The following is a 21,954-nucleotide window of genomic DNA, read 5'->3' as shown; positions in this document are numbered from 1 at the left end:
GTGGTGGAATCCGCTTTCACGACCTCACCTCGCTGCCGTGCGGCCGAACAGGCCGTTAGGACGCCACAGCAGGATGACGATCATCAACGTATAGATGACGAAAGCGCCGAGCGTCGGCACATAATATTTGCCGGCGACATCGCCGATGCCGAGCAGCAGCGAAGCCATGAACGGGCCGGTGATGCTGGAGGAGCCGCCGACGGTGACCACGATCAGGAAATAGATCATGAATTTGAGCGGGAAATGCGGATCGAGGCCAAGGATCTCGGCGCCGAGCGCGCCGCCCATGCCGGCAAGGCCGCAACCGAACGCAAACGTGAAGGCGAAGACCTGCGGCACATTGATGCCGAGGCCCGAGGCCGCGCGCGGATCGTCCACCGCAGCGCGCAGGCGGCTGCCGAAACGCGTCTTCGACAGGATCAGCTGCAGCGCGATGGTGAGCAATCCACAGATCACCACGATCATCAGGCGGTAGCGGCCGACATGCAGGCCGAACAGATCGATCTGACCCTGCAGGTAGGACGGCAGATTGATGAACATCTGCGACGAACCCATCACGTAATCGACGCCGGTCACCGCCATGAAAACCAGGCCGATGGAAAACAGCACCTGATCGAGGTGGCTGCGGTTGTAGAGGTGGCGATACAGCGAGCGCTCCAGCACGGCGCCGATCAGCGCGCTGGCGATGAAGGCCATCGGCAAAGCGGCGAAGAACGGCCAGCCGATGCGATTGACGAGGATGGCGCAGATATAGCCGCCAGCCATGGCGAAGGCGCCATGGGCGAGATTGACGAAATTCATCAGCCCGAGCGTCACCGCCAGTCCGCATGCGAGCACGAACAGCAACATGCCGTAGGCGACGCCGTCAAACAGGATGGTGAGGAGAGTCATGGATATGTTCACTTCAAAGTGGTGATGCCCTCATGCTGAGGAGGCCCGCAGGGCCGTCTCGAAGCACGAGGGCATCGATCGTGGCACCATCCTTCGAGACGCCCGCTGACGCGGGCTCCTCAGGATGAGGACAGAGTTAGCTTACTTCTTCGTCTTGCCCGGATCCTTCACCGCTTCGAACGTGGCGAATTCCACATTGTACAATTCGCCGTCCACCTTCTTCACTTCGCGGATATAGATGTTCTGCACGATGTCGCGGGTTTCGGGATCGATGGAGATCGGGCCGCGCGGGCTCTCCCACTTCATGCCCTTCATCGCCGCGATCAGCGAGTCGCCATCGGCCTTGCCGCCGGTCTTCTTCAGCGCCTCGTAGATGAGATGGATGCCATCCCAGCCGCCGACCGCCATGAAGCCCGGACGGGTGCCGAAGGCCTTCCTGTAGTCGGCCACGAAGGCCTTGTTCATGGCCGAGGGATGCGCGGCCGAATAGAGATGCGCGGTGACGGCGCCGATGGCCGCATCGCCCATGCCGTTGAGCAGATCGTCATCCATGACGTCGCCCGGCCCGATCACCTTGATGCCGGACTTGTCGAGTCCACGCTCGGCATATTGCTTCATGAAGTTGCCGCCCTGCCCGGCCGGCACGAACACGAACACCGCATCGGGCTTGGAGTCCTTCATGCGCTGCAGGAACGGCGCGAAATCCGGATTGGCGAGCGGGACCTTCACTTCCTCGACGATGGCGCCACCGCCTGCGATGAAGTGTTCCTTGAAAGCCGCGAGCGCGTCATTGCCCGGCGCATAGTCGGAGGTGAGCGTCGCCACCTTCTTGATATTGTTCTTCGCGGCCCAGTCACCGATGATGGTGGAGGATTGCGCGAGCGTGAAGGAGGTGCGCGCGATATAGGGCGAGCGCTCGGTGATGATCGAGGTGCCGGCTGCCATCACGATCAGCGGCACCTTGGCCTGCGTCGCCAGCGGCGCGGCGGCGAGCGCGGCCGGGGTCACGCCAAAACCGGCGATGATGTTGACCTTTTCGTTGACGATCAGTTCCTGGGCGAGGCGCTTGGTATTGTCCGGCAGCGCCGCGTCGTCCTTGAGGATGACCTCGACCTTCTTGCCGGCGACGGTGTCGCCGTTCTTCTGCTGGTAGAGCTTGATGGCGTTGTTGATCTGCTGGCCAGTAGAGGCCTGGCCGCCGGTCATCGGCACGATCAGGCCGATCTTCACGGTCTCCTGGGCGCCTGCCACCGCACCGAGCGCAAGCAGGCTGGCGGCCGTTACTGCGCCGGAGATGAATGTCCTCAGCATCGTTTTCTCCTCTGCGTGATGTCGGCTCTTGTCGGCCGAAAGATCGAACTCCCCATCCACGTCGGTTCGCGATATCGAAGCCATGTTGACGTGTCAACGCTCGCCTTGACAATATGCGGCGCTACGGTGAACTGCGTAAATCCGACGCATCCCGGCCTACTGCTAAAGTCTAGCAGCGCCGTGCGGCGTGCCTTTCCTGGGACGTTTCAGAGCAATGCCTGTCGCATGACGAAGCCGGTCATCAACCACACCCGATATGTTCCGGCGCTGATCAATTTCCTCGCCAACAAGCTCGCCGCGGGCGCGTCGTCTTCCTATCGCCGCGAATTCGGCGTCGGCGTCACCGAATGGCGCATCCTGTCCAAGCTTGCCAGCGAGGACGCCTGCACCGCGCAGCAGATCTGCCAGTATTTCGACCTCGACAAGGGCCTTGTGAGCCGGACGCTGAAATCGCTGGCCGATGGCGGCAATGTCACGGTGGTCGATCAGGGCGACGGCAAGCGCATCATCGTGATGACCAAGGCCGGCCGCGCGCTGCATGACCGGATCATCGAACTGGCGCTGGACCGTGAGCAGGTGCTGCTGGATTGCCTGAAGCCGGATGAGGTGGAAACGCTGATCGACCTCCTGAGGCGCCTGCTGGCGCAGACGCCGGCGGTGAATGCGGTGCAGGTGCGGAAGGGAAAGACCCGTAAGGCGGATTAGCCGAAGGCGTGATCCGCAGCGGAGTCGCCGCAATGCAATCGGCTGGCGGATTACGGCTGCGTTTCATCCGCTCTTGCAATCAGGTCACCAAACTCAAATACCCCTTCCCGCAGCAAAAGTTGCGTGACCCCGCCTGGAGTACCTTCAACTTTCGGAAAATGGCTCCATATTGGTGAGTGTTAACTCACCACCGTCCCCATGTTGTCCCAATGCCAGTCTTCCGCCGCGTAACCGCTGCTTTCAGTCTTTTTCTGATCGCCTGCAGCCTGTCCGGCTGCGGCTCGATCAGCTCATTCGTGGCCGGGGGAATGGCCGATCTGATCCCGGCCTGGGCCGGAGGCCTCCCCGCCGATGCGCCGCCGCGGCCGGGAACGCCGGAATACGATGCTTACGTGAAACAGCGCGAGCATCCGCAGGGCGACACTGCCCGCGGGCCCGATCCGGCGACATCGCCTTCGGCCAGCGCGATACATTGAGAGTGGTCTCACCGAAACTCGCATGTCGTCACCCGGCTTGACCGGGTGACCCAGTAAACTCTGTCAGCAGCGGTGTGTACTGGATTGCCCGGTCGAGCCGGGCAATGACAGAAAGCGTGTCGCTCAGTTGGTGAAAACCACCGTTTTCTTGCCGTTGAGAATGACGCGATCCTCGAGATGATAGCGCACGGCGCGGGCGAGGACGCGGCGCTCGATGTCGCGGCCCTTGCGGACGAGATCTTCCGGCGAGTCGCGATGGCTGATGCGCTCGACGTCCTGCTCGATGATCGGACCTTCGTCGAGATCGCTGGTGACATAATGCGCGGTCGCGCCGATCAGCTTGACGCCGCGCTCATGGGCCTGGTGATAGGGCCGCGCGCCCTTGAAGCCCGGCAGGAACGAGTGGTGAATGTTGATACACTTGCCGGACAGCTTGGCCGACATATCATCCGAGAGGATTTGCATGTAGCGCGCCAGCACCACGAGTTCGGACTTCGTCTCGTTCACCAGATCCCAGATCGCGGCTTCCTGCTCGCGCTTGGTTTCCTTGGTGATCGGCAGATAGTGGAACGGGATGTCGCCGAAATCGATGCCGTTATAGGTCTCGCGCGGATGGTTGGAGACAATCGCGGTCGGGACCATTTCGAGTTCGCCGGTGCGCCAGCGATAGAGCAGATCGACGAGACAGTGATCCGACTTCGAGGCCAGGATCATCACACGGCGCTTCGTCTCCTGATCGCGCATCAGCCAGACCATCTTGAAGCGCTCGGCGATGGCGCCGAAACCGGTCTGCAGCGCGCCGAGATCAACATTCACATCGGCAGCGTTGAACACCACACGCATGAAGAACACGCCGGTCGCGTTCTCGTTGAACTGCTGGGCATCGACGATGTTCTGGCCGTTATGGGCGAGGAAGGTCGAGACGGCGGAGACGATGCCCGGACGATCCGGGCACGACAGGGTGAGAACGAAATGGTGCGACATGCTGGGCTACTGACTTGAGATTCAGAGGAAATTTTGCCCTCCTCTATCATCCCGCCCGGTCTTGCGCCAATCCAATTGCGCGCTGCAATATCAGGCAGTCAATGAAAGGATGCCACGATGGCTGAGCGACTGGACGGCACCCGCATCCTGATCCTGGAAACCCGCGAGGAAGCGCAATTCTCCAGACTTCTCAAGGAGAAAGGCGCAGATGTCCTGCAATGCCCGATGTTCACCATCGAGGACGCTCCGGACCCGAAGCCGGTTCTGGACTGGATCGCCCGTTTGACGGCTAACCCCTTCGACGACCTGATCTTAATGACCGGCGAAGGCCTGCGGCGCCTCCTCAAGCTGGTGCGGCAACACGGCGGCGACACTGAGATGGTCGAGGCAATCGGAAAATCGCGCAAATTTGCGCGCGGGCCGAAGCCCGGCAAGGCGCTGCGCGAGATCGGTCTCGCCCCGGACGTCACCACCGAGAAGCCGACCTCGGAAGGCATCGTCGAGATGCTGGCGCAATACGACCTGAAAGGCCGCCGGGTCGGGCTGCAGCTCTATCCGGAGAAGGACCACTCGGCCCTGATCGGCGCCATCGCGGCGCAGGGAGCAGCGGTCGATACGGTGCTGCCCTATGTTTACGACTCCAAGGCAGCCGATACGAACATCCTCGCGGCCATCGACGAGATGGAGGCCGGCCGCGTCGATGCCATCGCGCTCACGAGTTCGGGTCAGGTACGACGCCTTGTCGATGCAGCGCGTGCGCATGGACGTGAAGATCAACTGCGCAATGCACTCGCGAAGACACCGATCGCGTCGGTCGGGCCTGTCGTCTCCGATGAATTGCAAGCCTACGGTTTCACGGCAACGATCACGCCGGCCGAGGATGCGTTCTTCATGCGACCGCTGATCTCCGCCATGTCCGTCGCGCTCAGCAAATCTGCGGTGCGCACCACTGCAAGCTGACTTGACGCACCGGTTCAGCCCGACATGATGCCCGTTCAAGACAAAGAAGAACGGGTGGAAATGCAATGTCGGAGTTCCCGCTGTCGGATTTGCGCGTGGTGGAAATTGGATCCGGCGATCAGCTGGGCTACTGCGGCAAGCTGTTTTCCGATTTTGGTGCCGAGGTCATCAAGATCGAACCGCCCGGTGGCGATCCGATGCGCCGGCATGCACCGCTGGTCGATGTCGGCAATGGCACATCCGAAGGCGGCGTGTTCGCCTGGCTGAATACCAACAAGCACAGCGTCGTCGCCGATCTCGACGATGCGAGCGATGTCGCGGACATCAAGCGGCTGCTGCAGAGCTCCGACCTGTTGCTCGATGCGCGCGCCCCCGCAAGCATTCCGGGATCGCTTCTCGATCACGACGATCTGCGCCGCGACAATCCCGGCCTCGCCATCACGGCCATTTCATGGTTTGGCGAGAACGGACTTTACTCGAACTTCGAAGCGACCGACTCCGTCTGCCGTGCGCTGTCGGGCAACGTCAAGCTCGTCGGCAGCAAGGAGGGCCCACCGGTGCTGCCGGGCGACGGACATATCTCCGTCATGACCGGCCTCACCGCATTCATCCCGACCCTGGCCGGCCTCTACGACCGCAAGCGTTGTGCACGGCGCTTCGCCGTCAGCGCCCATGCGGCGATGCTGCATATCAGCGAATTCGACACCGGCCTCGCACTGGAAACCGGCTTCACGCGCCCGCGCATGGCGCTCAATCGTTTCGGACGCGGCTATCCCGTCGGCAATTTTCCAACCAAGGACGGCTGGCTCGGCATCACTGTGGTGACCCCTGCACAATGGGCTGCATTCTGCGTAATGCTCGGCCTGCCCGAGCTCGAGAAGGAAACCAGATTCACCGACGGCCTCGTGCGCTCCGTCAATTCAGCGGAGCTGGCGGCGATTTTCCAGCCGATCCTGCTGCAGCAGAGCGCCGAATACTGGTTCGAGAAGGGCATCGAGCTGCGCATCCCGCTTGCGGTCGTACCGAGCATGGAGGAGCTACTGCGCCAGCCCTATTATCGCGAGCGCGGCGCTTTCGCCAAAGTGCAGATCGGCAGTGGTTCGTTCGAGGCACCGATACTGCCGCAGCATCTCACCGGTTCGCCGCCAATCGCGAATGGCAGAGCCCCGCTCGCCGGCAGCGACGACATCGCGAACTTCAAACCGCGCGAGCGTATCGCGACGCGGCAAGCCGGATCCGACGATCCGCTGCCGCTGAAGGGCCTGCGCATCATCGATCTCACCATGGGCTGGGCTGGCCCCACGGCGACGCGCCAGATGGGTGATCTCGGCGCCGACGTGATCAAGGTGGAATCCTGCCAGTATCCCGACTGGTTTCGCGGCACCGATCCCCGCGGGCCCTATCATCCCGAGCGCACCTACGAGAAGGTCTACTGGTTTCAACAGATGAACCGCAATAAGCGCGGCATCACGCTCGACCTCACGCAGCCCAAGGGCCTCGCGCTGCTGAAACGGCTGATCGAAGGTGCGGATGCTGTCATCGACAACTACGCTGCCGATGTGATGCCGCGGCTCGGGCTCGATCCGGCCTCGATGCGCAAGCTCAATCCGCGTCTCATCGTGGTCACCATGCCGGCCTTCGGGATGACGGGACGATGGAGCGGCGTGCGCGCCTATGGCTCGACGCTGGAGCAGGCTTGCGGCCTGCCTTCGGTAACCGGGCGCGAGAGCGATCCGCCGACCATGGTGCATACTGCGCTCGGCGATCCCTATGGCGGTGTCAGCGCCGCAGCAGCGCTGATGATCGGCTTCATGCATCAGAAGCGCACCGGCGAGGGCCAGCATATCGACCTCAGCGCCACCGAGGCCCTCCTGCCGATGGTCGCGCCGTCGGTGATCGAGCAATCCATCACGGGCCGTACAGGTCCGCGGCTTGGCAATCGCCATCCGCGCTTCGTGCCGCACGGCTGCTTCCCCTGCATCGGCGAAGATCAGTGGCTCACGATCGCGGTCCGCAGCGATGACGAATGGCAGGCGCTCTGCAAGGTCATCCATCGCCCCGATCTGGCGGAGGATGCGGCGCTCGCCACCGCCGAGGGCCGCCGCGCGGAAGAGGACCGGATCGAAGTGGCAATCCGCCATTGGACCATGACGGTGCGGCCAGACCTTGCGATGAACGCGCTGCAGGATGCCGGCGTGCCGGCGGGCACCGCGCGTCTGCCGATGGACATGGCCGGCGATCCGCATCTGCTTTCCACCGGGCACTGGCAGCCCAGGACCCGCCGGTTCATGGGCCCTCATTTGCTGCCGTCGGTTGCCTATCGGGAAGGCACATCGCGCGCGCCCTATGCGATCACGCGGCTGGCGCCGACGCTCGGCCAGCACAATGAGGAGGTGTTGCGCAACGTGCTCGGTCTGGGCGACGGCGAGATCGCCGAATTGCGCAAGACGGAAATCGTCGGCGATACGGCCACGTCGAAGAAAGTGAAGGCGACCGTTACCGCGAAGTAATCTACGTACGACGAAGGAATGCTTGCAGCCTCTGCTGCATTCGCTCACACTCGCCATCAAGAACCGCCGGCGGACGGATCAACAAGATTCGGCGCCGGAAATAACGGTCGCAACAAACCAAGGTCAGGGAGAAAACGCATGGATAAACGGGCTTTCATCAAGTTTGCCGTCGGGGCCTCACTTGCGCTGCCGCTGTTCGGCACCGCGGTATTGGCTCAGGAAACCGTCAAGATCGGCTATATCGATCCGCTCTCGGGCGGCGGAGCCAGCGTCGGCGAAGTCGGCCTCAAGACCTTTCAGTTTCTGGCCGATGAGCTGAACGCCAAGGGCGGCATCCTTGGCAAAAAGGTCGAGATCGTCCCGCTCGACAACAAGACCAATCCGCAGGAAAGCCTGATCCAGGCACAGAAGGCCATCGACAGCGGCGTGCGCTATATCACACAGGGCAACGGCTCCTCGGTGGCCGGCGCGCTGAGCGACTTCGTCACCAAATACAACGACCGCAACCCCGGCAAGGAAGTTCTGTACTTCAACTATGCCGCGGTGGATCCGATCCTCACCAACGAGAAATGCAGCTTTGCGCATTTCCGCTGGGACGCAAGCTCCGACATCAAGATGGAAGCCCTCACCAATTACATGAAGGGTGTTCCGGCCATCAAGAAAGTGTACCTGATCAACCAGGACTACTCGTTCGGCGAATCCGTGCGCACCACCGCGCGCGCGATGCTGAAGGAGAAGCGTCCTGATATCGAAATCGTCGGCGACGAAAAGCACCCGCTGCTGAAGATCACCGACTTCGCTCCCTATATCGCCAAAATCAAGGCGTCGGGCGCCGACACCGTGATCACCGGCAACTGGGGCCAGGACTTCGCGCTACTGCTGAAGGCCGCCGCGGATGCAGGCCTGAAGGCGGGCTGGTACACCTATTACGCGGGCGGCGCCGGTGGTCCCACCGCCATCAAGCAGGCCAATCTCAACGATCAGGTCTTCACGATCGTCGAAGGCTTCGCCAATCTCGACCACAAGGCATCCAGGGATCTGGAAACGGCCTTCCGCGCCAAGTACAACGGCCAGACGTTCTGGTATCCGCGCGCAGCCAACGAAATGCGGATGTTCGCGGCAGCCGCAGAGAAGGCCAAGTCGCTCGATCCGGTCAAGGTTGCACAGGCGCTGGAGGGCCTGGAGTTTGACGTCGTCACCGGCGGCAAGGGCTTCATGCGCAAGGACGACCACCAGTTCTTCCAGCCGATGTACATCGCCCAGTTCGGCGAGCTGAAGAACAACGAGCCGTTCGACGATGAAAAGACCGGCTGGGGCTGGAAGCTGTCTGCCAAGATCGACACCGACAAGACGATGCTGCCGACCGCCTGCAAGATGGAGCGGCCGAAGTAACGGCGTCGCGACAGGCGTGGCCGCGGACGGGGCACTCGTGCCTTGCCGCGACAACAACAGACATGGATGGCCGGGACATCCAGCGAAGCTCGCTTCGCGCTGCCCGGCCATGACGGCGCTTTGTTACTTCTGACTGGCCGGCCAGGCTCCGAGGTCATACGTGCTTGAACTCATCGTCATTTCCACATTGAACAGCATCCTGTTCGGGATGCTGCTATTCCTGATGGCCAGCGGCCTGACGGTGATCTTCAGCATGCTCGGCGTGCTGAATTTTGCGCATGCAAGCTTCTACATGCTCGGCGCATTCTTCGGATTTCAGATCAGCCGCTGGTTCGGCTTCTGGCCAGCGCTGTTGATCGCGCCCATTCTCGCCGGCGCGATCGGCGCCGCCGTCGAGCGTTACGGTCTGCGCCGGGTGCACAAGAACGGCCATGTCGCCGAGCTGCTTTTTACCTTCGGCCTCGCCTTCGCCATCGAGGAAGTCGTGCAGATCATCTGGGGCAAGAGCCCTGTGGATTTCCGCGTCCCAGCCTCGCTCGATTTTCCGGCCTTCACGATCTTCTCGACCAACTACCCCGCCTACAAGATGTTCATGCTGCTGGTGTCGATCGCCATCTTCGTGGCGCTGCTGCTGGTACTGAAGCGGACCCGGATCGGCATGATCGTGCAGGCCGCCCTCACCCACCCGCACATGGTCGGTCATCTCGGACATAACGTCGGACGCATCTTCATGCTGGTGTTCGGTGTCGGCACCGCGCTCGCCGCGGTGGCCGGCGTGATCGCGGGACCTGCGCTGGTTACGCAGTCGAACATGGCGGGACTTCTCGGCCCCATCCTGTTCGTTGTCGTGGTCACCGGCGGGCTCGGCTCGCTGCCCGGCGCGTTCATCGCCTCGCTGCTGATCGGCTTCGTTCAGACCTTCGCCGTCTCGATGAACGGCTCGCTGTCCGAACTGTTCGGGCCGCTGAGCCCGGCCTATGCGAGCACGTGGCTCGCCGATATCTGGAATGTGACGGTCGCGCAGATCGCGCCGGTGCTGCCTTACGTGCTGCTGGTCCTGATCCTCGTGTTCCGTCCGATGGGTCTTTTGGGGACGCGTGAGACATGACCGATATAACCGCACGCATCGCGCCTCCGGCGCCCAACGTCGCCGAGAAGTTCAAATTCTACGGGTTCTGGGTCGCAGCCGCGGTCCTGCTGCTGGTGCTGCCGAAGATTTTCTCCTCGGGCGGCTCGCTGACTACGTTCAGCCTGATCGGCATCTCCATTGTCTTCGCGCTGTCCTACAATATCCTGCTCGGACAGACCGGCATGCTGTCGTTCGGCCATGCGGTGTATTACGGCCTCGGCGGCTTTCTCGTCATCCACGCCATCAACATCATCGGCGGCAACAAATGGCCGGTCCCACTGCCGCTGGTGCCGCTGATCGGCGGACTCACCGGCCTCGTGTTCGCCGCCCTGCTCGGCTGGGTCTCTACCAAGCGTTCCGGCACGGCCTTCGCCATGATCTCGCTCGGCCTCGCCGAACTGGTGGCGTCGTCGGCACTGATCCTGCGCACCTTCTTCGGCGGTGAGGCCGGCATCTCCGCCAATCGCACCAAGCTGCTGAAATTCTTCGACTGGAATTTCGGCCCACAGATCCAGATCTATTATCTGGTCGCGGTCTGGACGCTGATTTGCATGATTGCGATGTACGCCCTCACCCGCACGCCGCTCGGGCGTATGTGCAATGCCGTGCGCGATAACCCCGAACGCGTCCAGTTCGTCGGCTACGATCCGCATGTGGTGCGCTACATCGCGTTCTGTTTCGCGGGCTTTTTCGCGGGGATCGCGGGCGCACTCGCCGCCATCAACTTCGAAATCGCCAATTCGGCCTATCTCGGTGCGGTGCAGTCCGGCACGGTGCTGTTCGCCGCCTATATCGGGGGCGTCGGGTTCTTCATCGGCCCGATCGTCGGCGCCATCTTCGTGACGCTGCTGTCGCTCGGTCTCAGCGATCTCACCACCGTATGGCAGCTCTATTTCGGTCTGCTGTTCATCGCCATCGTCATGTACGCCCCCGGCGGCATCACCGGTCTCCTGATGATGCATCGACCGCTGATCCGCGGCAGCACGCTCGTGCAAGTGTTACCGACATATCTGGTGGCGGCCGCGCCGACATTGGCGATGCTGATCGGCCTGATGCTCGGCATCGAGTCCATCGTCCACTACACGATGAACCCGATGGAAGATCCCAACATCAAGGCGTTCGGCATTCCGTTCAACGCCGCAAGCCCCCTGACATGGATTATCTCCGTGGTTCTGACCGTCGGCGGATTTGTCATCGCGCGCATCACCTGGAAACGCGTTGCACAGGCTTGGGACGAAGCGCTGACGGCGGCGCGCGCGAAGGGATACTGACACATGACGTCAACCGTGAACGCCATCGAAATCCGCGACGTTCAGAAGAGTTTCGGCATCACAAAAGTGATCCGCGACCTCAACCTGACCGTCGGCCAGGGCGAGCGCCATGCGCTGATCGGGCCGAACGGCGCCGGCAAATCCACGACGTTCAACCTGATCAGCGGCTATATGACGCCGACCAGCGGCGAGGTGCTGATGCGCGGCGAAAAGATCTCGGGCCTGCCACCCTACCAGATCAACCGCCGCGGACTGTCGCGCTCGTTTCAGGTCACCAACGTGTTCGCCAACATGACGGTGTGGGAAAATCTGCGTTGTGCCGTGCTGTGGGCGACGGGACAGCGCTACGCTTTCTGGAAGAGCGTCGACAAGCTGCCGGAAGTCCGTGAACGCACCGCGCGGATTCTGGACGACATCAGCCTGACCTCGCGGCGCGACATTCCAGCGGGCCTGCTCACCTATGCCGAACAGCGCGCGCTGGAAATCGGCATCACGATTGCCGGCGGCGCGGACGTCATCCTGCTGGACGAGCCGACAGCAGGCATGAGCCACGCGGAGACCGAGCGCGCGGTGGCGTTGATCCGCCGCCTCACCGAGGGTCGCACGCTGCTGATCGTCGAACACGACATGAGCGTGGTGTTCGGCCTCGCCGACCGCATCTCGGTGCTGGTCTACGGCCATATCATCGCATCCGGAACGCCCGAGGAAATCCGCAACAATCCGAAGGTCAAGGAAGCCTATCTCGGCGAGGAAGCTGCCTGATGCTGAATGTCCGGGATCTGCACGCCTATTACGGCAAGAGCCACATCCTCCAGGGCGTCGATATGCATATCGGCGCCGGCGAAGTCGTCAGCCTGCTCGGCCGCAACGGCGTCGGGCGCTCGACCACCGTGAAGGCCATCATGGGCGAGGTGCCGCCGCACGGCACCATCACCTTCAAGAACCAGAACATCACGGGCCTGCCGAGCTACAAGATCGCGCATCTCGGCCTCGGCTATGTGCCGGAGCATCGCGACATCTTCCCGGGCCTGACAGTGCGGCAGAACCTGCTGCTGGGGATCAAGGACCCGCGCAAGCCCGGCAAATGGCGGCCCGACGACATGCTCGACATGTTCCCCAACCTCGCCGACCGTGCCGATACCGCCGCAGGCGTGCTGTCGGGCGGCGAAAAGCAGATGCTGACGATCTGCCGGACGCTGATGGGCGATCCGGAACTGGTGATGATCGACGAGCCGACCGAAGGCCTCGCCCCGCTGATCGTGCAGCAGGTCGGCGACCTCATCGCCGAGATCGCCCGGCGCGGCGTTGCGATCCTGCTGGTGGAGCAGAAACTGTCCATCGCGCTGCGCATCTCGCACCGGGTCTATGTGATGGGCCACGGCAAGATCGTCTTCGAGGGGACGCCGGCGGAGCTGAAGGCAAACGATCGGGTGCGAAAGGAATGGCTGGAGGTTTAACCTCTCCCGCAAGCGTAAAGCTATCGGCTATGGATGAGGATAGTGTTCGGCCTGCATGGTTCGAGATGCCCGCTCCGCGGGCTCCTCACCATGAGGGTCTTCTATAGCGCTATACTCTTCCCTCATCCCAGCCTGAACGCAATTGCGTTCAGGCGAGAGGAGCGGCCTTCTTAGGCCGCGTCTCAAAGGATGCCCGCAGGCTGCTTGCAACAAGCAGAAACGCCGCTTCACTCGCCATAGGTACTCAGCCGCTCCAGGTCGATCACCGTTACACCGCCATATTCAAGGCGCAGCAAACCTTCCTTCTCCAGCGTCTGCAGGCACTGATTGGCCTTCTGCCGCGAGATGCCGGAAATCGCGCCCAACTCCTCCTGCGTGATCTCCAGATGCCGGTTGGCGTCGCGATACAGGATCGGATTGAACAGCGAAGCGATACATCGCGCGAGCCGCCCGGTGGCATCCAGCATCCGGCCATATTCGGTGAGCGCGATGAACTGGCCGAGGCGCTCGTTCAGCAACGACACCAGAAAACGGTTGAAACCGACGCTGTTCTCGAACAGCCAGACGAACGTCGTCCGATCCATCAGCGCAACGCGTGAATCGCGCATCGCCACGATGTCGTAGCGGCGCGGCTCGTTTTTCAGCACACTGCCCTCGCCGAACCAGGCGCCAGCCGTCAGGCCGGTGATGCTCACCTCTTTACCGCTCCGTGAAATGGTGCCGATCTTCACAAGACCTGACACAACGCCAGTCCAGTAATCGAACACATCGCCACGCATGGAGACGAATTCGTTCGCCCTGAACGAGCGCTCATTGATGCCGGCGCGGGCGACCTCGATCTCCCGCTCAGTCAGATCGCGCGACCAGGCAGCGATCTTCCTCAATTGATCCGTAGCAATCATGCCACCGCCGCTTCTTCAGCTTGTTGCGACGCAACAATACATGCCACGCGACAAAATGCCGGACCAATTGTCCGGCGCGAGACATTTCCCGGAGCGGGTTTAACGTAGGGAGGATCGCCGCGGAAGGTTCATTAGTCGAATGGCCTGCGATGCCCCAGCGATATAAGCTCCGGGCGTTACCGTGGACGGGATAAAGAGCGCGTCAAGCGCCGTATCTGGGAGGGCATGCGTGACGGTTGCTTTGGAAGTACGCGGGGTATCGCTGCGCTTCGGCGGCGTGCGTGCGCTCACGGATGTGAGCTTCGCCGTCAATCAGGGCGAGCTGTTTTCCATCATCGGCCCCAATGGCGCCGGCAAGACTTCGATCGTCAATTGCATCTCCGGCCGCTACCGGCCGACCGAAGGTCAGCTCTTCTACGCAGGCCGCGAGATCACCCATCTCAACACCAATGCCCGCCCGCGTATCGGCATCGGCCGCACCTTCCAGAACCTCGCGCTGTTCCACCACATGAGCGTGCTCGACAACATCATGGTCGGCCGCCACCACCTCCTGAAGAACAACTTCCTCACCGGTTCGCTCTACTGGCTCTCGGGCGCACGCAAGGAAGAGCTCGAGCATCGCCGCAAGGTCGAGGAGATCATCGACTTCCTCGATCTGCAGAGCGTGCGCAAGGCCACCGCCGGCACCCTTCCCTATGGACTGCGCAAGCGCGTCGAACTCGCCCGCGCCATGGCGCTGGAACCGAACCTCATCCTTCTCGACGAGCCGATGGCCGGCATGAACTTCGAGGAGAAGGAGGACATGGCCCGCTACATCGTCGATCTCAACGAGGAGTTCGGCATGACCGTGATGATGATCGAGCACGACATGGGCGTGGTGATGGATATTTCCCACCGCGTGATGGTGCTCGATTTTGGCCGCAAGATCGCCGAAGGCGATCCCGGCGCCGTACTCGCCGACCCGCATGTGAAGCGGGCCTATCTCGGCGAGGAAGATGAGATGCTGGCCGATCCGGATGACACGCATGTCCAGGCGGAGAGCGCCGCATGATGGATTATGCCGGCCGCGTCAGACAGGCGGACACCTATCCAAAGCTTTTGCGCCTCAACGCTCGAGAGCACGGCAACGAGATCGCGTTGCGCGAGAAGGATTTCGGCCTCTGGCGTGAATTCACCTGGAACGACTACCACAACCGGGTGAAGGATTTTGCGCTCGGTATGGTCGAGCTCGGCATCGGCAAAGGCGATGTCATCGGCATCATCGGCGACAACCGGCCCGACTGGGTCTCCGCCGAGATCGCCGCCCACGCCATCGGCGGCATGAGCCTCGGCCTCTATCGCGACGTGCTGGATGAGGAAGCCGCCTATCTCCTCAATTACGGCGAAGCGAAGATCGTCTTCGCAGAAGACGAGGAACAGGTCGACAAGCTTCTCACGCTCGCCGACCGCGTTCCGGCACTGAAGCACATCGTCTATAGCGATCCGCGCGGCATGCGGAAATATAACGATCCTCGTTTGCTGGAAGCCGACAGTTTGGCACAGATGGGCCGCGACCGCGCATCGCGCGAACCCGGCCTTTACGACCAGATGGTCGACGCCACCTTCGGCGAGGATGTCGCCATCCTCTGCACGACGTCGGGCACCACGTCGAACCCCAAGCTCGCCATGTTGGCTGTCGGCCGCGTGCTCGGCCATTGCGCGGTGTATCTCTCGTTCGACCCCAAGGGGCCAGATGACGAATATGTCTCGGTGCTGCCGCTGCCCTGGATCATGGAACAGGTCTATGCCCTCGGCAAAGGCCTGCTGTCGCGGATGAAGGTCAACTTCGTCGAGCAGCAGGACACCATGATGAACGATTTTCGCGAGATCGCTCCGACCTTCGTGCTGTTCGCACCACGCGTCTGGGAAGGCATCGCGGCCGATGTCCGTGCCAGGGTGATGGATGCATCGCCGCTGAAGCAGAGCCTGTATGAGCTCGGCATGAAGACCGGGCTCAATGCGCTTGCCAATGGCAAGCGCTCGACCGTTGCCGACATGCTGCTGTTCCGCGCGCTACGCGACCGTCTCGGCTTCACGCGCCTGCGCTCGGCTGCCACTGGTGGCGCCGCGCTCGGGCCGGACACGTTCAAATTCTTTCGCGCGATGGGCGTGCCGCTCCGCACCTTGTATGGCCAGACCGAAACGCTCGGCGCCTTCACGCTACACGCGCCTGACGCCGTTGATCCCGACACCACCGGCATCGCCATGGGCGATGGCATCCAGATCGAGGTGCGCGATCCCGACAGCCAGGGTGTCGGCGAGATCGTGGTGAGGCACCCCAATATGTTCCTCGGCTATTACAAGAACCCGGAAGCCACCGGCGCCGATCTACGCGACGGCTGGATGCATTCGGGCGACGCCGGTTATTTCAATGACGCCGGACAACTCGTGGTGATCGACCGCATCAAGGATCTCGCAGAGACCGCGCGCGGCGAGCGCTTCTCGCCGCAATATATCGAAAACAAGCTGAAATTTTCGCCTTATGTGGCCGAGACCGTGGTGCTCGGCGCGGGCCGTGACGCCTTGGCCGCTATGATCTGCATCCGCTATTCGATCATCTCGAAATGGGCCGAGAAGAACCGGCTGGCCTTCACGACCTACACCGACCTCTCGTCGCGCCCCGAGGTCTATGCGTTGCTGCAGAAGGAAGTCGAAGCAGTCAACGCCACGCTGCCTCCCGCACAACGCATCTCGCGATTTCTGCTGCTCTACAAGGAGCTCGACGCAGACGACGGCGAACTGACGCGGACGCGAAAGGTTCGGCGCAGCGTGATCAACGAGAAATATGCCGACATCATCGACAGCATCTATGGCGGCCGCAGCGAAATCCCGGTGGACACCACCATCCGTTTTCAGGACGGCACATCGCAGCGCATCCGGACGAAGCTGAAGGTGGTGGATATGAGGGATGCAGCGCGGATGGAGGCGGCGGAATGAACACAGCCTTCCTGCTCCAGCTTCTCGTCAACGGCCTCGTGGTCGGCACGCTGTATGGCGTGGTCGCGATGTCGTTCGTGTTGATCTACAAGGCCACGCAAGTCGTCAATTTCGCGCAGGGCGAATTGCTGCTGATCGGCGCCTGGGTGTGCTGGACGCTGCTGACCAAATATCAGGTGCCGTTCTGGCTCGGCATGCCGATGACCCTGGTCTTCATGTTCACCTTCGGCATCCTCGTGCAAGTGGTCATCCTGCGGCCGCTGATCGGCGAGCCGATCATCTCGGTGATCATGGTGACCATCGCGCTGTCCGCCGTGTTCCAGGCGGCGCTGAAATGGATCTATGGCGTCAATCCGCAGCCCTTCCCGCGCGTCTTCACCAGCCAGGCGGTGACCATCGGCAGCCTGCAGATCCAGACCGTCTATGTGATGAGCCTCCTGGTCTCCGTGCTGATGATGATCGGCATGGCGTGGTTCTTCAAGGTCTCGAAATGGGGCCTCGCGATGCGCGCGACAGCGTTCAACCAGCAGGTGGCCCAGTCGCTGGGTATTTCGGTCAAGACCGTATTCGCCATGGCCTGGGCGATCTCCGCGATGGTGTCGGCCGTCGCCGGCGTCGTCGTGGCCGTGGTCAATGGCGTGTCGTCGGGTCTGTCGATCTACGGCATCAAGGTGTTTCCGGCGGTCATTCTCGGCGGCCTCGATTCCATCGCCGGCGCGGTGGTCGGCGGCATCATCATCGGGCTTCTGGAAAACTTCGCCCAGTTCATCGACAGCGAATATCTGCACTGGGGCAATCTCTATGAAATCGCGCCGTTCTACGTGCTCATCATCATCCTCATGATCAAGCCTTACGGTCTGTTCGGCACCAAAGACATCGAGCGGGTGTAAGCCATGGCGAATTCCACACTCCTCCCCGCCGGCGATTTTCGCACCTCCTATGCGGCGGACACCACGATCTTTCCGACCACCACGAGCCGAAATTTCGCGATCCTCGGCATTGCGCTCACCTGCCTCGCGCCGCTGGTGTTCAGCAACTACTGGCTCAGCATCCTGATTCAGATCGGCATCTATGGCATCGCAGCGCTGGGGTTGAACATACTCGTCGGTTTCACCGGCCAGATCTCGATCGGCCATGCCGCCTTCTTCCTGCTCGGCGCATTCACGTCGGCCTACATTTCCAGCAAGACATCGATCCCTGTGTTTTTCGCGATCCCGCTGGCCGGCATCGTCACCGCCATTGTCGGCCTGATCTTCGGGCTGCCGGCGGCGCGGCTGAAGGGTCTCTATCTCGTCATCGCCACGCTGGCCGCGCAATATATCCTGATCGATTTCTTCTCCCGTGCCGAGTGGTTCACCGGCGGCTCGGTGCCGGCGATGGCCGAGCCATTCTCGATCTTCGGCTATGTGCTGCGCGGCGACCGGCAATATTTCTACGTGGTGCTGGCCTATGTGGTCGTCAGCTATTTGCTCGTCACCAACCTGATGCGCTCACGCGACGGACGTGCGCTGGTGGCGGTACGCGACCACTATCTCTCCGCCGAGATCATGGGCATCAATCTCACCAAATATCGCACGCTGTCCTTCGGGCTTGCCGCCTTTTTCGCCGGTATCGCGGGCGCGCTCTATGCGCACTACCAGCTCGTCGTTTCCAACGAAGGCTTTGGCATCGAGCGCTCGATCCTGTTTCTCGCCATGGTGATCATCGGCGGCACCGGCTCGATCATGGGCACACTGATGGGCACGGCCTTCGTGGTGCTGGTGCCGGAAGCGATGGAATGGATCAGCATGGAGCTGAAGGGCGGCGCGATCGACAAGGCCCTCGCTCTCAACAACAATCTCACATTTTTGCGCGAGATCGCCATCGGCATCATCATCATCGCCTTCCTGGTGTTCGAGCCGGACGGACTCGCGCATCGCTGGCGGCAAATCAAAGCCTACTGGAAACTCTACCCGTTCTCGCATTGAGGACGGCAGACTACTCAAGACCATAAAACACAAAACGCTGGGAGAACGCTCATGACGATAAGATCATTACTGACTTCCGCATCGCTCGCTCTGTTGATAGCCGGCGCCTCAGCTTCCGCGCAGGCGCAGATCGCCGTCGGCCATCTCGCCGATTATTCCGGCGGCACCTCCGACGTTGGCACGCCCTATGGCCAGGGCGTGGTCGATACCTTCGCCTGGATCAACAAGAATGGCGGCATCGGCAGCAAGCAAGTCAATCTCGACAGCAACGACTACGGCTACCAGGTGCCGCGCGCGATCGCGCTGTACAAGAAATGGTCGGGCGGCGAGAAGGTCTCAGCCATCATGGGCTGGGGCACGGCGGACACCGAAGCGCTCACGGGCTTCCTCGCGCAGGACAAGATCCCGGACATTTCCGGCTCCTACTCGGCGGCGCTGACCGATCCGACCGGCGCCGGCGGCAAGGCCAAGCCCGCACCTTATAATTTCTTCTATGGTCCGAGCTATTCGGACGCCCTGCGTGCCGAGCTGACCTGGGCGGCGGAGGACTGGAAGACCAAGGGCAAATCCGGCAAGCCGAAATACGTCCATATGGGCGCCAACCATCCCTATCCGAATGCACCGAAGGCCGCGGGTGAAGCCATCGCTGCGGAGCTCGGCTTCGAGGTGCTTCCGCCGCTCGTCTTTGCGCTTACACCGGGCGACTACAGCGCGCAGTGCCTCAGCCTGAAGAGCTCCGGCGCCAACTACGCCTATCTCGGCAACACCGCCGCTTCCAATATCTCGGTGATGAAAGCCTGCAAGGCGGCCGGTGTGGATATCCAGTTCATGAGCAATGTCTGGGGCATGGACGAGAACGCCGCAAAAGCCGCAGGCGATGCCGCCGATGGGGTGATCTTCCCCCTGCGCACGGCGGTAGGCTGGGGCGGCAACGCACCGGGCATGAAGATCGTGCAGGAGATCTCCAAGATTTCCGATCCCTCGGGCAAGATCTACCGTCCGGTGCACTACATCGCGGCCGTCTGCACCTCACTTTACATGAAGGAAGCGATCGAATGGGCCGCGAAGAATGGCGGTACATCGGGCGAGAATGTCGCCAAGGGCTTCTATCAGAAGAAGGACTGGGTGCCGGCCGGCATGGAGGGCGTCTGCAATCCCTCGACCTGGACTGACAAGGATCACCGCCCGACCACCAAGGTCGATCTCTATCGTTCGAAGGTCTCGGGCTCGACCGATGGCGATCTCAACGACCTGATGGCCAAGGGCACGATCAAGCTTGAAAAGGTGAAGACCGTGGATCTGCCGCGCAAGCCGGAATGGCATGGGTGGTAGTTTGAACGCCTGAATGTCGTCCCCCGCGAAAGCGGGGGACCCAGTAGACACCGCCATTGCGGTTGAGCACTGCCGCCGCCGGATACTGGATCACCCGCTTTCGCGGGTGATGACAAAGAGAGAAGCGACGTGCCGCGTTCGACCTGTTGGATAAAGCCATATGACTGAAACAACTGAGCTTAGCCGACCGTCTTCGCCAGCAGCCACCATCCCCCTCCTCGATGTCCGTAATATCGAGGTAGTCTATGACGACGTTATCCTCGTGCTCCGCGGGCTCAGTATGGAGGTTCCGAAGGGTGCGATCGTCGCGCTGCTTGGCGCCAATGGCGCCGGCAAATCGACGACGCTGAAGGCAATCTCCGGCCTGCTCAAGACCGAGGATGGCGAGGTCACGCGCGGCGAGATCGTGTTCGATGGCGAACGCATCGACGGCACCGATCCCGATAGGATCGTTCGTCGCGGCATCTTCCAGGTGATGGAGGGGCGCCGCATCGTCTCCGACATGACGTGCCAGGAAAACCTCCGCCTCGGTGCCTTCACGCGGCGCGACGGCGATGTCTCCTCCGACATCGACATGGTCTACGATTACTTCCCGCGGCTGAAGGAACGTACCGGCCTCGCCGGTTATCTCTCCGGCGGAGAGCAGCAGATGTTGGCGATCGGCCGCGCGCTGATGGCCCGGCCGAAGATGATCCTGATGGACGAACCCTCCATGGGTCTGTCGCCGCTGCTGGTGAAGGAGGTGTTCGGGATAATCCAGAAGATCAACCGCGACCTCGGGGTGACCATTCTGTTGGTGGAGCAAAATGCGCGCGCAGCACTCTCCGTCGCCAGCCATGGCTACATCATGGAACAGGGCAAGGTGGTGCTCGACGGCACCGCGGACGAGTTGCGCGACAACGAGGACGTGAAGGAGTTCTATCTCGGCGGCGCCGGCGATCAGCGCAAGAGCTTCAAGAATCTCAAGAGCTTCAAACGGCGTAAACGGTGGCTCTAGTTCTGGACAACCTGCCTGGAGCAAACAGGCCCGGCGCAGATCACGCCGGTCTTGCGTGCGAGGATCGCGCGGACGCGACGCGATACGAGGAACACAATCGCGACCATGCTGATGGCAGCCACCACGATCATCGCGCGTTTCAGCGACGACCCGTCGTCCAGCAGCAAGGCGCGGCCGGACGCGCCGAGATAGGCATAACAGATGATTTGCGGCATCGTGCAGAGGGTGGTGATGACCGTATAGGGCAGCAGGCCGATCCTGGTGAGACCGAACAGATAGTTTTGCGCGGAATTCGGCATCGGGCCGAAGAATCGCATCAGCGCCATGATACGCCAGCCTTCGTCGTTCACCGCCTGTGCAATCACGTGCCAAGCGGCGCGTTTTTCGATCTGCCGTTCGACCCAGGCGCGCAGGACGTAGCGTGCCAGCAGGCAAGCCAGAACCGATGCCATAGCCGCGACGGGAAGGATGACCGCCAGCGATCGCATGCCGAATGCCGCACCCGCGCCGATAACGACGAAGGTACGGGGAACCGGCAGGAACGAGGACGCAACAACTAACGCCGCCAACACGCCCGCCGCAGGAAGATCAAGCTGGCCCCAGCTTTCGAGCCATTGGACGATACGTTCTGACGACATGACCTTCCCGTAGCACAACAGCACAGGCCGAGGAACGACCGCAACGTCGCAACCAC

Annotated in this window: 20 protein-coding genes; 15 read left to right on the top strand and 5 right to left on the bottom strand. The window is 61.9% G+C overall.

Annotated features, from left to right (window positions below; genetic code table 11):
* Positions 1-24: 24 nt before the first annotated feature.
* Both E0H22_RS09475 and E0H22_RS09470 read right to left on the bottom strand, forming a co-directional pair.
* Entirely contained in the window at positions 25-891 is an 867-nt protein-coding gene (locus E0H22_RS09475) for a branched-chain amino acid ABC transporter permease (RefSeq protein ID WP_233025401.1), read from the bottom strand.
* 141 nt (positions 892-1,032) lie between these two features.
* Positions 1,033-2,202, bottom strand: coding sequence for an ABC transporter substrate-binding protein (locus E0H22_RS09470; protein ID WP_233025400.1), 1,170 nt, complete (start codon positions 2,200-2,202; stop codon positions 1,033-1,035).
* A gap of 225 nt (positions 2,203-2,427) precedes the next feature.
* Here E0H22_RS09470 and E0H22_RS09465 point away from each other — a divergent pair, with 225 nt between their 5' ends.
* Positions 2,428-2,907, top strand: a complete 480-nt coding sequence (locus E0H22_RS09465) for a MarR family winged helix-turn-helix transcriptional regulator (RefSeq protein WP_233025399.1) — start codon at positions 2,428-2,430, stop codon at positions 2,905-2,907.
* 308 nt (positions 2,908-3,215) lie between these two features.
* Positions 3,216-3,383, top strand: coding sequence for a hypothetical protein (locus E0H22_RS09460; RefSeq protein ID WP_233025398.1), 168 nt, complete (start codon positions 3,216-3,218; stop codon positions 3,381-3,383).
* A 123-nt stretch (positions 3,384-3,506) separates the two neighbouring features.
* Here the strand turns inward: E0H22_RS09460 and purU are convergent, their stop codons facing one another.
* Positions 3,507-4,367, bottom strand: coding sequence for a formyltetrahydrofolate deformylase (gene purU, locus E0H22_RS09455; RefSeq protein WP_233025397.1), 861 nt, complete (start codon positions 4,365-4,367; stop codon positions 3,507-3,509).
* Between the two features lie 117 nt (positions 4,368-4,484).
* Here purU and E0H22_RS09450 point away from each other — a divergent pair, with 117 nt between their 5' ends.
* The 7 genes from E0H22_RS09450 to E0H22_RS09420 all read left to right on the top strand — a co-directional run bounded on the left by E0H22_RS09450 (position 4,485) and on the right by E0H22_RS09420 (position 13,086).
* Entirely contained in the window at positions 4,485-5,327 is an 843-nt protein-coding gene (locus E0H22_RS09450; RefSeq protein ID WP_233025396.1) for a uroporphyrinogen-III synthase, read from the top strand.
* A gap of 65 nt (positions 5,328-5,392) precedes the next feature.
* Entirely contained in the window at positions 5,393-7,837 is a 2,445-nt protein-coding gene (locus tag E0H22_RS09445) for a CaiB/BaiF CoA transferase family protein (RefSeq protein ID WP_233025395.1), read from the top strand.
* A gap of 138 nt (positions 7,838-7,975) precedes the next feature.
* Entirely contained in the window at positions 7,976-9,229 is a 1,254-nt protein-coding gene (locus E0H22_RS09440; RefSeq protein WP_233025394.1) for a branched-chain amino acid ABC transporter substrate-binding protein, read from the top strand.
* 160 nt (positions 9,230-9,389) lie between these two features.
* The gene (locus E0H22_RS09435) at positions 9,390-10,337 is read left to right on the top strand and encodes a branched-chain amino acid ABC transporter permease (RefSeq protein ID WP_233025393.1); all 948 of its coding nucleotides are present in this window, start codon (positions 9,390-9,392) and stop codon (positions 10,335-10,337) included.
* Positions 10,334-11,629, top strand: coding sequence for a branched-chain amino acid ABC transporter permease (locus E0H22_RS09430; RefSeq protein ID WP_233025392.1), 1,296 nt, complete (start codon positions 10,334-10,336; stop codon positions 11,627-11,629). The genes E0H22_RS09435 and E0H22_RS09430 overlap by 4 nt, the downstream gene beginning before the upstream one ends.
* A 3-nt stretch (positions 11,630-11,632) precedes the next feature.
* Positions 11,633-12,391: an ABC transporter ATP-binding protein gene (locus E0H22_RS09425; protein ID WP_233025391.1), complete on the top strand. Its 759-nt coding sequence runs from the start codon at positions 11,633-11,635 to the stop codon at positions 12,389-12,391.
* Positions 12,391-13,086 (top strand): ABC transporter ATP-binding protein, encoded by a 696-nt coding sequence (locus E0H22_RS09420; RefSeq protein ID WP_233025390.1) that lies wholly within the window; start codon positions 12,391-12,393, stop codon positions 13,084-13,086. Before E0H22_RS09425 ends, E0H22_RS09420 begins: the two co-directional genes overlap by 1 nt.
* 227 nt (positions 13,087-13,313) lie before the next feature.
* Here E0H22_RS09420 and E0H22_RS09415 read toward each other — a convergent pair whose 3' ends face one another.
* On the bottom strand, positions 13,314-13,988 hold the full coding sequence (locus E0H22_RS09415; RefSeq protein WP_233025389.1) for a Crp/Fnr family transcriptional regulator: 675 nt from the start codon (positions 13,986-13,988) through the stop codon (positions 13,314-13,316).
* Positions 13,989-14,217: 229 nt separating this feature from the next.
* Between E0H22_RS09415 and E0H22_RS09410 the strand changes: the two genes are divergently transcribed.
* The 6 genes from E0H22_RS09410 (at position 14,218) to E0H22_RS09385 (ending at position 21,260) form a co-directional block, all read left to right on the top strand.
* Positions 14,218-15,039 carry an ABC transporter ATP-binding protein gene (locus E0H22_RS09410; RefSeq protein WP_233025388.1) on the top strand — a complete coding sequence of 274 codons (822 nt, stop codon included), beginning with the start codon at positions 14,218-14,220 and terminating at the stop codon, positions 15,037-15,039.
* Positions 15,036-16,964, top strand: coding sequence for a long-chain fatty acid--CoA ligase (locus E0H22_RS09405; RefSeq protein ID WP_233025387.1), 1,929 nt, complete (start codon positions 15,036-15,038; stop codon positions 16,962-16,964). Before E0H22_RS09410 ends, E0H22_RS09405 begins: the two co-directional genes overlap by 4 nt.
* On the top strand, positions 16,961-17,854 hold the full coding sequence (locus tag E0H22_RS09400; RefSeq protein ID WP_233025386.1) for a branched-chain amino acid ABC transporter permease: 894 nt from the start codon (positions 16,961-16,963) through the stop codon (positions 17,852-17,854). Before E0H22_RS09405 ends, E0H22_RS09400 begins: the two co-directional genes overlap by 4 nt.
* A 3-nt stretch (positions 17,855-17,857) precedes the next feature.
* On the top strand, positions 17,858-18,931 hold the full coding sequence (locus E0H22_RS09395; RefSeq protein WP_233025385.1) for a branched-chain amino acid ABC transporter permease: 1,074 nt from the start codon (positions 17,858-17,860) through the stop codon (positions 18,929-18,931).
* Between the two features lie 51 nt (positions 18,932-18,982).
* Positions 18,983-20,263, top strand: coding sequence for an ABC transporter substrate-binding protein (locus E0H22_RS09390; protein ID WP_233025384.1), 1,281 nt, complete (start codon positions 18,983-18,985; stop codon positions 20,261-20,263).
* 160 nt (positions 20,264-20,423) lie between these two features.
* Complete coding sequence (locus tag E0H22_RS09385; protein ID WP_233025383.1) at positions 20,424-21,260, top strand: ABC transporter ATP-binding protein; 837 nt, start codon at positions 20,424-20,426, stop codon at positions 21,258-21,260.
* Here E0H22_RS09385 and E0H22_RS09380 read toward each other — a convergent pair.
* Positions 21,257-21,898, bottom strand: coding sequence for a TVP38/TMEM64 family protein (locus E0H22_RS09380; protein WP_233025382.1), 642 nt, complete (start codon positions 21,896-21,898; stop codon positions 21,257-21,259). The two genes, E0H22_RS09385 and E0H22_RS09380, sit on opposite strands and share 4 nt — an antisense overlap.
* Positions 21,899-21,954: the final 56 nt, after the last annotated feature.

The organism is Rhodopseudomonas boonkerdii (assembly GCF_021184025.1).
GTDB lineage: Bacteria > Pseudomonadota > Alphaproteobacteria > Rhizobiales > Xanthobacteraceae > Tardiphaga > Tardiphaga boonkerdii.
The sequence above is the reverse complement of the archived record's forward strand: the minus strand, read 5'-3'. Positions and strand labels throughout refer to the sequence as shown.

What these genes read in the sequence shown, in the direction of transcription:
- E0H22_RS09395 (WP_233025385.1), top strand. Translation starts at nt 17,858, where the DNA reads ATGGCGAATTCCACACTCCTCCCCGCCGGCGATTTTCGCACCTCCTAT.
- E0H22_RS09475 (WP_233025401.1), bottom strand. Translation starts at nt 891, where the DNA reads ATGACTCTCCTCACCATCCTGTTTGACGGCGTCGCCTACGGCATGTTG.
- E0H22_RS09390 (WP_233025384.1), top strand. Translation starts at nt 18,983, where the DNA reads ATGACGATAAGATCATTACTGACTTCCGCATCGCTCGCTCTGTTGATA.
- E0H22_RS09415 (WP_233025389.1), bottom strand. Translation starts at nt 13,988, where the DNA reads ATGATTGCTACGGATCAATTGAGGAAGATCGCTGCCTGGTCGCGCGAT.
- E0H22_RS09470 (WP_233025400.1), bottom strand. Translation starts at nt 2,202, where the DNA reads ATGCTGAGGACATTCATCTCCGGCGCAGTAACGGCCGCCAGCCTGCTT.
- E0H22_RS09450 (WP_233025396.1), top strand. Translation starts at nt 4,485, where the DNA reads ATGGCTGAGCGACTGGACGGCACCCGCATCCTGATCCTGGAAACCCGC.
- E0H22_RS09445 (WP_233025395.1), top strand. Translation starts at nt 5,393, where the DNA reads ATGTCGGAGTTCCCGCTGTCGGATTTGCGCGTGGTGGAAATTGGATCC.
- E0H22_RS09460 (WP_233025398.1), top strand. Translation starts at nt 3,216, where the DNA reads ATGGCCGATCTGATCCCGGCCTGGGCCGGAGGCCTCCCCGCCGATGCG.
- purU (WP_233025397.1), bottom strand. Translation starts at nt 4,367, where the DNA reads ATGTCGCACCATTTCGTTCTCACCCTGTCGTGCCCGGATCGTCCGGGC.
- E0H22_RS09430 (WP_233025392.1), top strand. Translation starts at nt 10,334, where the DNA reads ATGACCGATATAACCGCACGCATCGCGCCTCCGGCGCCCAACGTCGCC.
- E0H22_RS09385 (WP_233025383.1), top strand. Translation starts at nt 20,424, where the DNA reads ATGACTGAAACAACTGAGCTTAGCCGACCGTCTTCGCCAGCAGCCACC.
- E0H22_RS09420 (WP_233025390.1), top strand. Translation starts at nt 12,391, where the DNA reads ATGCTGAATGTCCGGGATCTGCACGCCTATTACGGCAAGAGCCACATC.
- E0H22_RS09405 (WP_233025387.1), top strand. Translation starts at nt 15,036, where the DNA reads ATGATGGATTATGCCGGCCGCGTCAGACAGGCGGACACCTATCCAAAG.
- E0H22_RS09380 (WP_233025382.1), bottom strand. Translation starts at nt 21,898, where the DNA reads ATGTCGTCAGAACGTATCGTCCAATGGCTCGAAAGCTGGGGCCAGCTT.
- E0H22_RS09465 (WP_233025399.1), top strand. Translation starts at nt 2,428, where the DNA reads ATGACGAAGCCGGTCATCAACCACACCCGATATGTTCCGGCGCTGATC.
- E0H22_RS09425 (WP_233025391.1), top strand. Translation starts at nt 11,633, where the DNA reads ATGACGTCAACCGTGAACGCCATCGAAATCCGCGACGTTCAGAAGAGT.
- E0H22_RS09440 (WP_233025394.1), top strand. Translation starts at nt 7,976, where the DNA reads ATGGATAAACGGGCTTTCATCAAGTTTGCCGTCGGGGCCTCACTTGCG.
- E0H22_RS09400 (WP_233025386.1), top strand. Translation starts at nt 16,961, where the DNA reads ATGAACACAGCCTTCCTGCTCCAGCTTCTCGTCAACGGCCTCGTGGTC.